General features: G+C 41.5%; 14 protein-coding genes. 1 reads left to right on the top strand and 13 read right to left on the bottom strand.

Annotated features, from left to right (window positions below; genetic code table 11):
- Window positions 1-216 precede the first annotated feature (216 nt).
- The 5 genes from cas3 to folA form a co-directional block, all read right to left on the bottom strand.
- Window positions 217-1,437 carry a CRISPR-associated helicase Cas3' gene (cas3, locus tag ABW51_RS10545; RefSeq protein ID WP_231625708.1) on the bottom strand — a complete coding sequence of 407 codons (1,221 nt, stop codon included), beginning with the start codon at window positions 1,435-1,437 and terminating at the stop codon, window positions 217-219.
- 58 nt (window positions 1,438-1,495) lie between these two features.
- Complete coding sequence (locus ABW51_RS10540) at window positions 1,496-2,239, bottom strand: CRISPR-associated endonuclease Cas3'' (RefSeq protein WP_231625707.1); 744 nt, start codon at window positions 2,237-2,239, stop codon at window positions 1,496-1,498.
- Window positions 2,240-2,364: 125 nt separating this feature from the next.
- The gene (locus tag ABW51_RS04455; protein ID WP_053465738.1) at window positions 2,365-3,897 is read right to left on the bottom strand and encodes a DHA2 family efflux MFS transporter permease subunit; all 1,533 of its coding nucleotides are present in this window, start codon (window positions 3,895-3,897) and stop codon (window positions 2,365-2,367) included.
- Window positions 3,898-3,906: 9 nt separating this feature from the next.
- Entirely contained in the window at window positions 3,907-5,079 is a 1,173-nt protein-coding gene (locus ABW51_RS04450; protein WP_053465737.1) for an EmrA/EmrK family multidrug efflux transporter periplasmic adaptor subunit, read from the bottom strand.
- A 184-nt stretch (window positions 5,080-5,263) separates the two neighbouring features.
- Entirely contained in the window at window positions 5,264-5,746 is a 483-nt protein-coding gene (folA, locus tag ABW51_RS04445) for a type 3 dihydrofolate reductase (RefSeq protein ID WP_053465736.1), read from the bottom strand.
- A gap of 101 nt (window positions 5,747-5,847) precedes the next feature.
- On the opposite strand from folA, the gene proB reads away from it, so the two are divergent.
- Window positions 5,848-6,951, top strand: a complete 1,104-nt coding sequence (gene proB / locus ABW51_RS04440) for a glutamate 5-kinase (RefSeq protein WP_053465735.1) — start codon at window positions 5,848-5,850, stop codon at window positions 6,949-6,951.
- A 112-nt stretch (window positions 6,952-7,063) separates the two neighbouring features.
- Here the strand turns inward: proB and ftsN are convergent, their stop codons facing one another.
- The 8 genes from ftsN to napF all read right to left on the bottom strand — a co-directional run bounded on the left by ftsN (window position 7,064) and on the right by napF (window position 14,285).
- The gene (gene ftsN, locus ABW51_RS04435; RefSeq protein ID WP_053465734.1) at window positions 7,064-7,843 is read right to left on the bottom strand and encodes a cell division protein FtsN; all 780 of its coding nucleotides are present in this window, start codon (window positions 7,841-7,843) and stop codon (window positions 7,064-7,066) included.
- Window positions 7,844-8,017: 174 nt separating this feature from the next.
- A complete protein-coding gene (locus ABW51_RS04430) occupies window positions 8,018-8,620 on the bottom strand; it encodes a cytochrome c3 family protein (protein ID WP_053465733.1) in 603 nt (200 codons plus the stop codon).
- A 14-nt stretch (window positions 8,621-8,634) separates the two neighbouring features.
- Window positions 8,635-9,078: a nitrate reductase cytochrome c-type subunit gene (locus ABW51_RS04425; protein ID WP_021034425.1), complete on the bottom strand. Its 444-nt coding sequence runs from the start codon at window positions 9,076-9,078 to the stop codon at window positions 8,635-8,637.
- Window positions 9,079-9,083: 5 nt separating this feature from the next.
- On the bottom strand, window positions 9,084-9,947 hold the full coding sequence (gene napH, locus ABW51_RS04420; protein WP_053465732.1) for a quinol dehydrogenase ferredoxin subunit NapH: 864 nt from the start codon (window positions 9,945-9,947) through the stop codon (window positions 9,084-9,086).
- Window positions 9,947-10,786: a ferredoxin-type protein NapG gene (gene napG / locus ABW51_RS04415; RefSeq protein WP_005659939.1), complete on the bottom strand. Its 840-nt coding sequence runs from the start codon at window positions 10,784-10,786 to the stop codon at window positions 9,947-9,949. Before napG ends, napH begins: the two co-directional genes overlap by 1 nt.
- Window positions 10,787-10,840: 54 nt before the next feature.
- Window positions 10,841-13,324 (bottom strand): nitrate reductase catalytic subunit NapA, encoded by a 2,484-nt coding sequence (gene napA, locus ABW51_RS04410; protein ID WP_053465731.1) that lies wholly within the window; start codon window positions 13,322-13,324, stop codon window positions 10,841-10,843.
- 156 nt (window positions 13,325-13,480) lie between these two features.
- On the bottom strand, window positions 13,481-13,762 hold the full coding sequence (locus ABW51_RS04405) for a chaperone NapD (RefSeq protein ID WP_053465730.1): 282 nt from the start codon (window positions 13,760-13,762) through the stop codon (window positions 13,481-13,483).
- Window positions 13,755-14,285: a ferredoxin-type protein NapF gene (gene napF, locus ABW51_RS04400; protein WP_005636506.1), complete on the bottom strand. Its 531-nt coding sequence runs from the start codon at window positions 14,283-14,285 to the stop codon at window positions 13,755-13,757. The genes ABW51_RS04405 and napF overlap by 8 nt, the downstream gene beginning before the upstream one ends.
- Window positions 14,286-14,448 lie beyond the last annotated feature (163 nt).

Here is a 14,448-nt window from a genome sequence, read left to right as displayed (position 1 = left end):
CTCACCCCCGCCACTTCATTATACAAATCCAGCCCGATCAGCGTATAAAACTGTTTGCCGAAGCTTTGCTCGTTAATCGGTTCAATACGCCCTGCTTTATACAAGGCGGCGAGGGCTTTTTCGGGGATTAGGACGGTGTAGGGTTACAGTTTGCGTAAGAGTCCGCCGATGTGGTCGGCATGGTGCAGGCTGCTAATGAGGTTTTCGGCATCAACATCAAACGGAATAATCAGCGGCTGCATATGGCTTTCGATCATGCGGAACTTGTCGGCGATGGTTTGGAATGGGAAATCGAGGCTTTGCCCTGTATCGTTGTGCATTTTCAGAATTTTTTTCCAGTTCACTGCCTTTTAATTGATAAAGCTCGGCGAAGTAAGCGGCGACGGCTTGGGTGGATAAGAGGTCGTCTGAAAAACTGTCGGCGGTCAGGCGCATAACGGCGGCTTGGGCGGCAAGTTCAGGCGGGGCTTTCCATTTGTCTTCGGGCGCGAATACCCAGACAAAGCTGTTTTCAAACGGCCTTTTGCCTTCGCGGTTGCAGCGTCCGGCAGCTTGAGCAACGCTGTCTAAACCTGCTTCGGCGCGCATCACCAGCGGAAAATCCACATCAACGCCGGCTTCGATTAAAGATGTGGCGATAACGCGGCAGGGTTCGCCGTTTTTCAGACGACCTCGAATCTCATCGAGCTTTTGGCTGCGGTGTTTGGCGCACATTAAGGTAGTCAGGTGGAACGTGCCGTTAAGGTGCTTGGCTTGGTCGTACAGGCTGCGGGCGTGGCGGCGGTTATTGACGATGACGAGCATTTGCGGGTGTTCGGCAAGTTTGGCGAGCAGGTCGGCGTCGATTTGTGTGCCGATGTGTTGCACGGTGGTGCGACGCAGTTTGTCGAAAAGTGCGGTCGGTTTTGGAGCTATTTCGCGCACGTTTTCAAAGCCGCGATAGAAGCTGTTCTCGGCTTGCACGGCGGGCTGGGTGGCGGTGCACATGACGATGCTGCAGCGGTAGTTTTGCGCCAATTCTTTGATGGCTTGCATGATGGGCAGCAACAGATTGAGCGGCAGCATTTGCGCTTCGTCAAGGATGATGACGGAGCCTGCGATGTTGTGCAGCTTGCGGCAGCGCGAGGAGCGGCCGGCAAAGAGGGATTCGAAGAATTGCACGGCGGTGGTCACGACAGTCGGCGCGTCCCAATTTTCCGAGGCAAGGCGCAATTTGTCTTTGGTGGCCTCATTTTGCAGTTTGCCGTCGTCAAAGGTGCTGTGGTGTTCCAACACGGCTTGTTCGCCCAATTCGCCAAAGGCTTTGCGGAATTTGGCGGCATTTTGCTCGATGATGCTGGTGAACGGGATGACGTAAATCACGCGCCGCATACCGTGCCGTTTGGCGTGTTCCAGCGCGAATGCCATGGAAGTGAAGGTTTTGCCGCCGGTCGGCACGGTGAGCGTGAACAGCCCTTGCGGTTGTACCGCTTGTTCTACGGCGTAATCGAGAATTTCACTGCGTAGACGGTTTAAAGCGGCATTGCGTTTTTCGGTTTCGATTTGCTCTGGAGCTTGGGCAATGCGTCGTCTGAAAGCGTTGATGAATTGATTGAAATTGTGTTGTAAGGCGTTTAGATCGGGATAACCGCCGCGCTCGACGGTTTTGTTTTCTAGGTTTAAATAAAAGGCTTCGGTGTCGAGATAATCGACATCCCACCAAGCAGGAATAGAGCATTCGGGTGAAGAAGGCGTAGGAGAAAAAAGGATGATGCGCGTCGGCTTTGAGTGGTGGCGGAGAGAGGGTTTCAGGAATCTTGATTTCTTGTTGCCACAGGTTATCGAGGGTGGGAATATCTTTGCCAAATTGCAAGGCTAAACGATCCTTTAACGTGCTGCGGTTATCGCCTTCGCCGTTTCCATTTGCCAGCCCTGCATGATGCCCCGCAATGCAAAATGCCATCAGCTTGCCAATCACATTTCCCCAGCGTTCGACTGCAATTTTGGCTCCTGCAGTAGCATGATCGACTGAAGGGCCACCATGTAATCGGTGATTAAAGGCTTCTGAATATTTCCCCAAATCATGCAGCTGTCCCGTCTGGCAGGCAATTTCCTGCGCACCGAATACGCGAGCAAACTCCGCCGCCATTTCGCCAACATTGACCGAATGGCTTTGCAAGGTTTGCCAATGTTCGTAAGGCAAGAGATTGCCGAGTTTGTCTTGGGCGGAATGGGCGTAGTACAGAGGCTGAGCAGGCATAAAAATAATCCTTTATATTTATGATTATTATTTAACCTAATCTACTCCTAATCCTCTTTTAATTCAACAATGTTTACATTGATAAATTTTGAGGTTAAATCATTCAAATTTTGAATAATATGATACTAATGACGCCCGCCAAAAGGTGGTTGTGCAAACCAAATCACAATAAATAAGCCTAAGAATCCCATAGCTGATAGCCAAAATATTTCATTTGCGCCAATAATAAATCCTTGCGATGTTATTTGTTGAGCGAGGTAAGTTGAAGTTTGGGTATCACTTAAACCAAATTGATTCATTTGATGGTAAAAACTTTGGGAAATTGGGTTATAAGGATTAATGTGTTCTGTTAATTGAGTATGATGAACAGCTTCACGCTTATACCACATAAATGTGGTTAGAGATGTCCCTACTGAACCTGCCAAAGTTCTCAAAAAGTTAAATAAGCTAGACGCAGAAGCCATTCTATGCGCAGGTAAGCCAGACAGCGTGATTGTAGTAAGTGGCATAAAGAAACAGGCCACCGCCAAACCTTGCACTAACTGTGGTAAAGCCACATCAGCAAATGTCATTGATGGCTCGAAAGTCACCGCTCTCCAATAAAATGTTATTGCATATACAATAAAACTTATTGTCACTAAAACTCGCATATCGATCTTATAACCGAAACGCCCAATAATCGGTGAAAGCAAAATTGGGAATAATCCAACTGGGGAAGCAGCAAGCCCAGCCCACGTCGCGGTGTAATGGAAGACTTGTTGTAGCAAGAGCGGAATTAATACCACAGAACCTAAATAAATCAAAAAGGCTAAACTAGTACATAAACACCCTACACTAAAATTACGAGAATGGAAAAGCGAAATATCTACTACAGGATTATCATCTGTCAATTCCCAAATAACCAAGGCAATCAGACAAACGACAGCAACAACGGCTAATATAATTATTTCATTAGAATTAAACCAATCTTGCTCACGCCCCTGATCAAGCATTAATTGCAAACATCCTACGCCTAAGACAAGTAAAACTAAACCGACTTTATCAATAGGTTGATGAACAATTTCACTTTCTCGGTTCCCCAAAATCTTCCAACTGATTAGCACAACTAATAAACCAATCGGAACATTGATGAAGAAAATCCATCCCCAGTGGATATTATCACTAATCCATCCGCCTAAAATTGGGCCAAAAATAGGCGCTACCACAATGGTCATCGACCAAAAGGCTAAAGCCATTCCTCGTTTTTCGGGTGGATAATTATTTAATAATAAACTTTGCGAAAGAGGGATCACTGGGCCTGCTACAGCACCTTGAATGACGCGAAAAATAATTAATGCCTCAAGACTATCTGCAATCCCACAAAGCCAAGAAGATACAACGAATAAAAAAGTTGAGACTAAAAATAACCGCACTTCGCCAAAACGTTTTGCTAACCAACCTGTTATTGGAATAGAAATCGCATTTGCCACACCAAAAGAAGTAATTACCCACGTTCCTTGGCTAAAAGATACGCCTAAATCGCCCGCAATAGTAGGAATCGCCACATTTGCAATCGTAGAATCTAATACCTGCATAAAGGTGGCGAGAGATAAAGCTAGTGTTAATAAAATCAGCGCGCCACCTTGAATAGGTGGAAATTTTTTGGCGGAATTGTCCATAACACCGCCTTAATGGCTGTTTTGCTGAATGATAGATTCAATCAAATTTTCTACCGCACTTTCATCATATTTAAGTGTATCAGTAGCAAATAACGTTTTCGGTTCTGATTTTTCTCGTAGCATTGGGCCAGATGAATCTGCAATTCTTACTTTTGCCGTTGCAGAAAGACCAATTCTCAATGGGGTTTCAGCAAATTGTTGTGGTTCTAATTTAATTCGCACAGGTACACGTTGTACCACTTTAATCCAGTTACCCGTAGCATTTTGTGAAGGCAAAAGAGAAAACGCATTACCAGTCCCCATTTCAATGCCATTTATCACGCCATCAAATTCTTTATTTTTACCGTATAAATCAAAATGAATTTTCACCGGTTGGCCAATACGTATATTCGTTAATTGGGTTTCTTTGAAGTTAGCTTCTAACCACATTTGCTCATTAGATACCACCGCCATTAATGCGCCTCCCACTGAAACGGCTTGCCCAACTTGAGCATTACGACGCGCCACATAGCCATCAATTGGGCTTCTAATTTTTGTACGTTGTAAATTCAACCAAGCCTGTTTGAGCGAACTCATTGCATTCTGTATTTGCGGTTGTTGACGTAATGGAACGTTACTCAATAAAGCCTGATTGGCCGCTAATTGATTTCTAGAAGAATTTAAATTTGCTTTGGAAAGCTCAACGGCTTCTTTTGCATGTTGGAAAGATTCTTTATCAATCGCGCCCATTTTTTCAAGTTGAACTCGGCGCGCCAAATTACCTTGAGCTTGAGCTAAAGAAATTTCATTGGCGTGCACAGCTGATTGCAATTGCTGCACAGTGAAACCGAGTTGTTCTACCTGACGTACAGCATTGGCGAGATTGCTTTTGGCCTGTTCGAAGCTAAGTTTCGCATTCGTATCATCCAATTCAACTAGAATATCACCTGCATGGACTTTATCCATATTGTCAGCATTAATCTTCGCCACATTACCCGCGACTTGTGATGACACCATTACTTGATTTCCACCCACATAAGCATCTTCTGTTTCTTCAAAATCCTTCAAGAAGAAAAACCAATACAAAGCACAAGCAATACTAATAATGAGTAGGACAAGAATAAAAATGCTTAAGCCTTTTTTACGGTTAGTTTTATTTGATACAGATTTAGTTGATGGGGTTTCAGTTGCAGTTTGTGTCATAATGCCTTCCCTAAGTTGGGATAATGTTTAAAAATGAGATATTTGAGATAACCTTTAAAACTATCAAAAATAAAAAAATGAAGGCTCATTATGAAACTTTAAAAAGGGGAACTCAAGGGAAATCATCATCTCTTTATTTTCTAGATTAATGAATGTTCTAAAGATATGGTTTCATTAATTTGATTTATTTTCGTGTAAGAATCAAAAATCGACAATCATAACGATTTTGTTCATCCGCCTTACGATATTCGTCAAATTCAATTTCCCACTCATCCCAATTCAAATGAGAGAAAAAAGTATCTCCATCTAGTTCTGTTTGAATTTGAGTAAGGTATAACTTATCTGCTTGTGGCAAATATTGTTTGAATAACTCTCCCCCACCAATCAACATAATTTCATCAAAATCTCTGACAAAATCGACCGCACTTTCAAAGCTATCTTTCCATACCACACCTTCGTGTTCAAAAAACTGACGAGAAAGTACGATATTAGTGCGTTTAGGTAGCGGGCGACCAATACTTTCAAACGTTTTACGTCCCATAATGACAGGTTTGCCAGTCGTGTTCTGACGAAACCATGCTAAATCTGCGGGCAAGTGCCAAGGCATTTGGTTATCTTTACCAATCACGCTATTTAATGTCGTCGCTACAATTAAACTAAATGTCATAAATCCCCCTAAAATTTGCCGTTACTATACCTGATATTAGGTGATTTTTCATTGATTTAGTGATAACGTTAATGTCAATTTTAAGAACTTTGGAAACGACTATGAACAAAAAAACAATCGTAGTGAAATTTGGTACAAGTACCCTAACACAGGGTTCTCCAAAACTGAATTCACCGCACATGATGGAAATCGTTCGTCAAATTGCAAAACTGCATAATGATGGATTTCGTATAGTAATCGTTACTTCTGGCGCTATTGCAGCGGGTCGCCATTATCTGAATCATCCTCTATTACCGCCGACTATTGCATCAAAGCAACTGCTTGCAGCGGTTGGCCAGAGCCAATTAATTCAGGCTTGGGAAAAATTATTTGCTATTTATGATATTCATATCGGACAACTTTTATTAACTCGTGCCGATATTGAAGATCGCGAACGTTTTTTAAATGCGCGAGATACTTTACACGCACTTTTAGATAATCACATAATTCCTGTAATTAATGAAAATGATGCGGTGGCGACCGCAGAAATTAAAGTGGGCGATAATGACAATTTATCTGCATTAGTCGCTATTCTTGTTCAAGCCGAACAACTTTATTTATTGACTGATCAACAAGGTTTATTTGATAGTGATCCGCGTAAAAATCCTGGAGCAAAATTAATTCCAGTTGTAGAACAAATCACGGATCACATTCGCTCAATCGCAGGTGGCAGTGGGACTAATCTTGGCACTGGAGGAATGATGACTAAAATCATTGCTGCCGATGTTGCGACTCGCTCTGGAATTGAAACCATTATTGCACCGGGTAATCGTCCAAATGTGATCGCTGATCTTGCTTATGAACAAGATATTGGCACAAAATTTATTGCACACCAATCTGATCGATTAGAAAGCCGCAAACAATGGCTTTTCGCCGCGCCATCGGCAGGCATTATCACTATTGATGATGGAGCGAAAAATGCCATTCTTGAACAAAATAAATCTTTATTACCCGCTGGTATTATTAACGTGGAAGGGCGTTTTTCGCGTGGTGAAGTAGTCAAAATACGCACTCAATCGGGTAAAGACATTGCACTAGGTATGCCACGCTATAACAGCGATGCCCTACAATTGATTAAGGGCAAAAAATCAGCAGACATTGAAAATGTTTTAGGCTATGAATACGGTGCAGTAGCAATGCATCGTGATGATATGATTATTTTGTAATAATCCTTAATGAAAAAATCCCAACTAATTGCACCGCACTTTTAGTTGGGATTTTTTATTTCAATGATAGAGATTTAACGTATCAAGATAACTCAACAACCTTAGATTCGCATTACATACCAATCACAACACAATCTGCCACACTTTTGGCTTTACTTTGCGCTTGCACTGCAGCATCTCGACTAGCAAAGCCACCTACACGAACACGGTTCCATTCACCATTCACTTGCACTTGTGCATTTAACCCAGTCATTGATAAACGTCCTTGCAAATTTTCAGCTTGCGCTCGATTTTTGAAAGCACCACATTGCAAACCAAATTTTTTACCACCATTCGGATTATCTGCTGTTTTAGGTTGCTCCACTTTTTTAGCAGTATCAATTTTAGGCTGTTCTTGTTTTTGTGTAGATTCAGGTTTCACTGTTTCTATTTTTAACACTTCAGGCTTTTTCTCCTGCTCTACTTTTTGTGTCACTTGAGCTTTAGCCGCCTCTTCCGATCGTTGTTGCTCCGCTAATTTACGAGCTTCCTCCGCAGCTTGTTGTTCTTTTTCCATTTGTACTAGGACTTGGCGTTGTTCTTCGGTTAAGCGCATATTTTGCTCTACGCTTGTAGGTTTATTATCAACAGGAACAGTTCGCGTTTCTAACGCCTTGATATAACTCCAAACTTCCTCTGGACGATTAGGTAAGACACTTTTAGGTTGCGTTTTTTCTTGTTGTGTCGCAGCCTGTTGTACTACAGCTTCGCTATTTTTATTTTTCAACAAATAAAGTCCTACGCCAAAAGCTAACAAAACGGCTAAGGCAAGGATAATCAGAATATGCTTATTCTTTTTTGTTTTTTTCTTATTATTTGAACCGCGACGTGCGGCAAAATCTCGATGAGCCACAATAATTCCTAAATTTGAAATGATATTTTAATAATTCAACAAAACTTATTAAGTTTACTGAAAAATGGTCTTTAAATAAAGACTAACATCAATAGATTATTGTGTATAAACACAAAATAAAAATACCGCACTTAGCGACTAGGTGCGGTATTTTTTCACAATATATTGAGAAAATTATTTCTCGTCTTTGAATCCTGACTCAACACCACTCATATCAGGTAATTGGTGTGCAATACCTTTGTGACAATCAATACAAGTTTTACCTTCAGTCTTCATTTTTTCATGCATACGTGCTGCCACAGAACGTTGATCGTTGAAGTTCATACGATCTACTTTATGACAGTTACGGCATTCTTTAGAATCGTTAGCTTTCATACGAGCCCATTCGTTTTCAGCCATTTCTAAACGATGTGCATTGAATTTTTCTAAGGTATCCACTTTCCCAGTATAGTGAGCAAATACTTCTTTAGCTGCAACAATTTTACGTTTCATTTTTGCGCCAAATTCATGTGGTACGTGACAATCTGGACAACTTGCCCCCACACCAGTACGAGTTTGATAATGCACGCTATGTAAATATTCTGGATAAGCGTCTTGCATATGGCAGCTTGCACAGAACTGTTCAGTGTTGGTTTTTTCTAAACCATAGTTAAAACCAACCCAAGAAAGAATACCGCCAATAGCCGATAAGATAATAATTGTACCTATCGCCATACGGCTTGGTTTTCTAAACCATTGCCAGAAACGCTTTAAGATATTTGGTTTTTTCTCAGACATATAGACCTCTTAAATTAGTTTCCGTAACCTTTCATCGGTTTGAAATCATTTGGAACAATCGGATCTACGTTTGATTGAGAAACGTGACATTGTAAACAGAAATAACGACGTGGTGATGAGCTTGAACCTACTTTTCCATCACGATCCATAAAGTGAGTTGGGCTGATTCGAGTTGCACCACTCAAACGAGAATTTTCTGGGCTGTGACAATTTAAACATTGATTTACATTTTTTGTCACTTGATAATTTGCAACACTATGTGGAACCATTGGAGGCTGGTTTACATAGTTCAATGCGGGTAATTCGCTTTGACGCGGTGGATTGTGAAATGCGGGTGCAATATTTTCAGCCGCTTGAGTTAAATCTTTTCCCACTGCTGGTGCATCAGATGCCATCAGTGAGCCAGCAAAAAGTGCGGTAAATAATCCCGCTAAAATTTTAGATACCTGTTTAGTCATATTAATCACTCCCCTGAATGATCGAATCTGGTCGAAAATTTAAAAACTTTTTCAGCGCAAACGTCAATACAACGTCCGCAGCTGATGCAATCTTTGGAAAGCACGAGTAGGCTTTCGTCTTTTTTTCCGTGTAAAGGCGAACGTAACACTTGGGCTTCGGGACAAACATTGTAGCAATCCATACAATTATCGCATTTAGCACGATCAATCACTTTAATACGGATTAAACTTTTTGCACCAATCACACCATAAGCAGCACCAATTGGGCAAAGATGTCCACACCAGCCATGTTCTGCAATCAATAAATCAAAAAGAAAAATAACAAGTAATAGCCAGCCTGTTGCACCAAAACCAAATACAAAGGCTCGACCAAGAGCAGCCACTGGATTAACCCACTCCCAAAGCAACATTCCGCTTACGCAGCTGCCTAGTAAAATAAGCACAAGAATGCCATAACGTAAACTACGCGAAATTTTTGCTGTTTGGCGAATGCCTAACTTACGGCGAAGCCACGCAGCACCGTCAGTCACAACATTTAGTGGGCATACCCAACCACAAAACACTTTACTACCAAGTACTGCGTAAAATAACACAATAATCGCTGCACCAATCAAAGTGAGAGCATCTGGTAAATGTCTTGCAGCCAAGCTTTCAGCGGTAATTAAAGGATCACTTAGTGGAATAGTATCGAGTAATAAACTACCACTATAATTACCTTTTAAAATCCACACGCCAAAATAAGGGCCACTCAAAAACATGGTAAGAATGCTAAGTTGGCTTAATCGACGCCAAAACAAAAAGCGGTTTGCATACCACCAGCCCCATTTTTCTCGAGCCTCTTTCCCTGCAAATTTTGGTGCATTTGCCATTATTTGCCACTCCCTAAAATAGGCGCAAGCACGGGTTCTGCTGGTTCAGGCATTACTGTAGCTCCCTCTGGCGTTCGAGTTGGCAACGAAATCATATCTTTAGGCGCAAGAGAATGACCAGCTTTCGCTTTTTCTTCCCAGCCTAAACGATAATGTTTACCTAACATACCTTTTGCCAGATCCATTGGTAAAATTTTAATCGCTGCTTCTTCTAACACACAAGCTTGCTCACATTTTCCACATCCCGTACAAGCATCAGAATGTACTGTTGGAATAAATAACGCGTGCTTATCAGAACGTGGATTATGTTGTTTTTCCAATGTAATCGCTTTATCGATTAATGGACAAACCCGATAACAAACATCGCAACGTAATCCTTGATAATTTAAGCAAGTTTCGTGATCTAACAGTACTGACAGCCCCATACGCGATTCATTAATATCTGTTGCTTGACGATCTAATGCACCACTAGGACAGGCTTTAGCACAAGGAATATCGGGACACATTTCGCAAGGTTTATCACGTGCAATAAAATACGGCGTTCCCGCTTCTACTGGCGATAATAAAGATGCTAAATGCAGCATGTCATAAGGACAGGCTTGAACACATTGTCCACAACGAATACAAGCGGCAGAAAACGCTTTTGCATCTTGCAAAGCAAAGGGCGGACGTAATGGCACACCTTCTCGCGCAAGACTTTGATTTTGCTGCAATCCCAACAAAATCCCAACGCCAGCTAAACCACCCGCAGTACGGGTTGCTTCTTTGAGAAATTTTCTACGTTCAGGATTGAGAGCGGGTTTCTTCATTTTCTTTTTAAATTTTAACCGCACTTTCATCTTCCTCTTTTATTGGTGAGAGAAAATAAAGTGCGGTTGATTTTTACATCGTTTTTACGCAGCCTTTTCCACTTTTACCGCACATTTTTTGAAGTCGGTTTCTTTTGAAATTGGGTCTGTCGCATCTAGGGTTAAGCTATTTGCAAGCTGACCTGCATCAAAGAAAGTGGTAAATACTAAGCCACGAGGTGGTTTATTACGTCCGCGAGTATCCAAGTAAGAAATCATTTCGCCTCGACGAGATGAAATCTTAATTTTATCGCCGTGACGTAAACCACGTGCTTGTGCATCTAATGGGTGCATCCATACTAAATTATTTGGAAATGCGCGATGCAATTCTGGTACACGGCGTGTCATTGTACCCGTATGCCAATGTTCAAGAACACGACCCGTTGATAGCCATAAATCGTATTCATTATCGGGTGACTCAGCTGGTGGTTCATAAGGCACCGCAAGAATAATCGCTTTCTTATCAGGATAACCGTAGAAAGCCACACCTTCCCCTTCTTTAACATACGGATCATAGCCTTCACGGTAACGCCACAAGGTTTCTTTACCTTCTACAACTGGCCAGCGTAAACCACGTGCTTTATGATACATATCAAATGGAGCTAAATCGTGACCGTGACCACGACCAAATTCAGCGTATTCTTCAAATAAACCTTTGTGAACGTAGTAACCAAAATATTCTGATTCGTCGTTTAATTGACCTTCAGCAAGTTCGCTCAATGGGAATTTATCTACTTGACCATTTTTGAAGAGCACATCATATAAAGTTTTACCTCTATATTCAGGCATTTGTGCAAGTAAGTCTTCTGTCCACATTTCATCAGTCGTAAAGTATTTTGCGAACTCCATTAATTGCCATAAGTCTGATTTTGCTTCGCCTGGTGCTTTGACTTGCTGACGCCAGAATTGAGTACGACGTTCTGCATTACCGTAAGCCCCCTCTTTTTCTACCCACATTGCCGTTGGAAGAATTAAGTCAGCGGAAAGTGCGGATACAGTTGGGTAAGGATCTGAAACAATCACGAAGTTGCCTTCTTTACGCCAGCCTGGCAAACGCTCTTGATTAATGTTTGGCCCTGCTTGCATATTATTGTTACACATTTGCCATAACACATTCATTTTGCCATCATTCATTGCACGGTCTTGTGCAATTGTGTGTAGCCCCACTTTTTCAGAAACCGTCCCCTTTGGTAATTTCCAAATACGTTCAGCAATTTCACGGTGTTTAGGATTAGTTACCACTAAGTCTGCCGGTAAACGATGAGGGAATGAACCTACTTCACGTGCTGTACCACAAGCAGAAGGCTGACCAGTTAATGAAAATGGCCCACAACCCGGAATTGAAATTTTTCCAGTAAGTAAATGAATATTGTAGATTAATTGGTTTACCCACACACCACGTGTATGTTGGTTAAAGCCCATTGTCCAGTAGGAAACCACTTTCTTCGTTGGATCGGCATAAAGTTTCGCTAAAGTTTCTAACTGAACTTTATCTAACCCAGACATTTTCGACACTTTTTCCACAGTATATTCTGAGACAAGTTGCTTTAATTCTTCAAAAGAAGAATCGTGCATTTTCCCAGCTGTTTTATAATTCGTGTCTTTTTCTAACGGATGCTCTGGACGCAAACCATAGCCAATATTCGTTTCTCCGCGTTTAAATTTGGTATGTTTATTAACAAAATCCCAATTAATCGCATTATTTTGAATAAGATAATTGATGATATAGTTCATAATCGCCAAATCAGTTTGCGGTGTAAATATCAAACCGTGATCGGCAAGTTCAAAACTACGATGTTCGTAAGTAGAAAGTACAGTTACACGAACATCAGGATTAGAAATACGGCGATCAGTAATACGAGACCACAAAATTGGGTGCATTTCCGCCATATTTGAGCCCCAAAGAACGAAAGCATCTGCATGTTCAATGTCGTTATAACACCCCATAGGTTCATCCATACCGAAGGTACGCATAAACGCAACTGCCGCCGACGCCATACAGTGACGTGCATTCGGGTCTACGTTGTTAGAACGGAAACCTGCTTTCCAAAGTTTGTTCTTCGCGTAGCCTTCCCAAATGGTAGACTGACCAGAACTGAACATACCTACTGCATTTTGACCGTTCTTTTTGAAAGCTTCTTTGAATTTTTCAGCCATTGTTTTGAACGCAAAATCCCAAGAAACAGGCGTAAAATCTCCGTTCTTATCAAATTTTCCGTTTGTCATACGTAAAAGTGGCTGAGTTACACGGTCTTTACCGTACATAATTTTCGGTAAGAAGTAACCTTTAATACAGTTTAAACCACGGTTTACTTCTGCATCCGGATCGCCTTGAGATGCCACAACACGTCCATCTTTAGTACCAACTAATACTGCACAACCGGTACCACAGAAACGACATACTGCTTTGTCCCATTTAATTTCGGATTCAGCCGCAACCACATTTTTGACTGGGATGGTTAGCCCCGCAGCCGTTGCCGCAGCTACAGCTGCGTTGGCTTTCATAAAGTCTCGACGACTTAAACTCATCGCGTTTCCCCCACGTTAAACACTGATTTATTATTAAATGTAAACTTTTTTACACACCTATAAGGCAGTAGCCTTACGATAAAAGACAAAAACTTTTCTTTTATCTTTTAAGCATTTCCCTTGCTTACAAGAGAATAAAGATATTGTTATAGTAATTTATTTCTTCTGCTCGTCTTGCTCGTGATACACCAATGACACATTAATGACACCATCAATGTCTTTCACACTTTCCATATTGTCTAGCAGAATATGTTGATCATGCGATTGCATCACTACGACCATCTTTCCAAATTTTTCATCAAAAGTTGGAATTTCAGTATGTTCAATCGCTAAAAGTGCGGTTCGAATTGCCGCAAATTTTTCCGGGTTACCTTGAACAATTAGCCCAACAACATGCCAATCTTTTGCGCTTTCCGGAGATAAATTTATATTACTCATTTTGTTTTAGATAACTAATTTTAATCGCATTCACCGGACACCCCTGTAAACAAGCCCCACAGCCGTTACAAACATCCGTATTCACTAAAGGCTGCGCCACTCCCCCCATTTGCAGACGAAAACTAATTGCTCTCATCGGGCAACTGTCTTGGCAAGAACGGCACTCAATGCGATGTTGGCTTAAACAAGCCATGCCAATTTCGATTTTGTGTAACCAAGGCTTTTCATCGCGAGAATGAAAAATAGGTTGTTTACACACATCTACGCATTTTCCACAAAAAGTACATTCGCCATTATCAAAACGAACTTCAGGAAAGCCTCCATCGCCTTTTACCAAAATATTGGTTTCACAGACAGAAAGACAATCGCCACAGCGAGTACATTGCTCCACAAAAATAGAATTTTCCACAGCCCAAGGTGGGCGAATTCCATCAAAGCCTTGTTTTTGCTCATTTTCTGAATGTAAAGACGTTAAGAATTTACCTCGTAAAAACTGTCTGCGGGGTAAGTTTTCAACGGTCATCAAGCGTGCCTTTTGTGAATAAATAAACAAATGCTTTTTTAAGGCGTAGAATTATGCGACGCAACAGTTACAATATGAACCACCCAAAATAGGTAGATCGTTAAATTATTGAGCTTTATTTGTGATAGATCAAAAAATCTAAAGTGCGGTGAATTTCGCTAAT

The sequence above is a fragment of the Haemophilus sp. C1 genome (genome assembly GCF_001276515.1).
GTDB lineage: Bacteria > Pseudomonadota > Gammaproteobacteria > Enterobacterales > Pasteurellaceae > Haemophilus.
Note: the sequence above shows the minus strand (reverse complement) of the source record. Positions and strands in the feature narration are given on the sequence as shown.

What these genes read in the sequence shown, in the direction of transcription:
- ABW51_RS10540 (WP_231625707.1), bottom strand. Translation starts at nt 2,239, where the DNA reads ATGCCTGCTCAGCCTCTGTACTACGCCCATTCCGCCCAAGACAAACTC.
- ABW51_RS04455 (WP_053465738.1), bottom strand. Translation starts at nt 3,897, where the DNA reads ATGGACAATTCCGCCAAAAAATTTCCACCTATTCAAGGTGGCGCGCTG.
- ABW51_RS04450 (WP_053465737.1), bottom strand. Translation starts at nt 5,079, where the DNA reads ATGACACAAACTGCAACTGAAACCCCATCAACTAAATCTGTATCAAAT.
- folA (WP_053465736.1), bottom strand. Translation starts at nt 5,746, where the DNA reads ATGACATTTAGTTTAATTGTAGCGACGACATTAAATAGCGTGATTGGT.
- proB (WP_053465735.1), top strand. Translation starts at nt 5,848, where the DNA reads ATGAACAAAAAAACAATCGTAGTGAAATTTGGTACAAGTACCCTAACA.
- ABW51_RS04430 (WP_053465733.1), bottom strand. Translation starts at nt 8,620, where the DNA reads ATGTCTGAGAAAAAACCAAATATCTTAAAGCGTTTCTGGCAATGGTTT.
- ABW51_RS04425 (WP_021034425.1), bottom strand. Translation starts at nt 9,078, where the DNA reads ATGACTAAACAGGTATCTAAAATTTTAGCGGGATTATTTACCGCACTT.
- napH (WP_053465732.1), bottom strand. Translation starts at nt 9,947, where the DNA reads ATGGCAAATGCACCAAAATTTGCAGGGAAAGAGGCTCGAGAAAAATGG.
- napG (WP_005659939.1), bottom strand. Translation starts at nt 10,786, where the DNA reads ATGAAAGTGCGGTTAAAATTTAAAAAGAAAATGAAGAAACCCGCTCTC.
- napA (WP_053465731.1), bottom strand. Translation starts at nt 13,324, where the DNA reads ATGAGTTTAAGTCGTCGAGACTTTATGAAAGCCAACGCAGCTGTAGCT.
- ABW51_RS04405 (WP_053465730.1), bottom strand. Translation starts at nt 13,762, where the DNA reads ATGAGTAATATAAATTTATCTCCGGAAAGCGCAAAAGATTGGCATGTT.
- napF (WP_005636506.1), bottom strand. Translation starts at nt 14,285, where the DNA reads ATGACCGTTGAAAACTTACCCCGCAGACAGTTTTTACGAGGTAAATTC.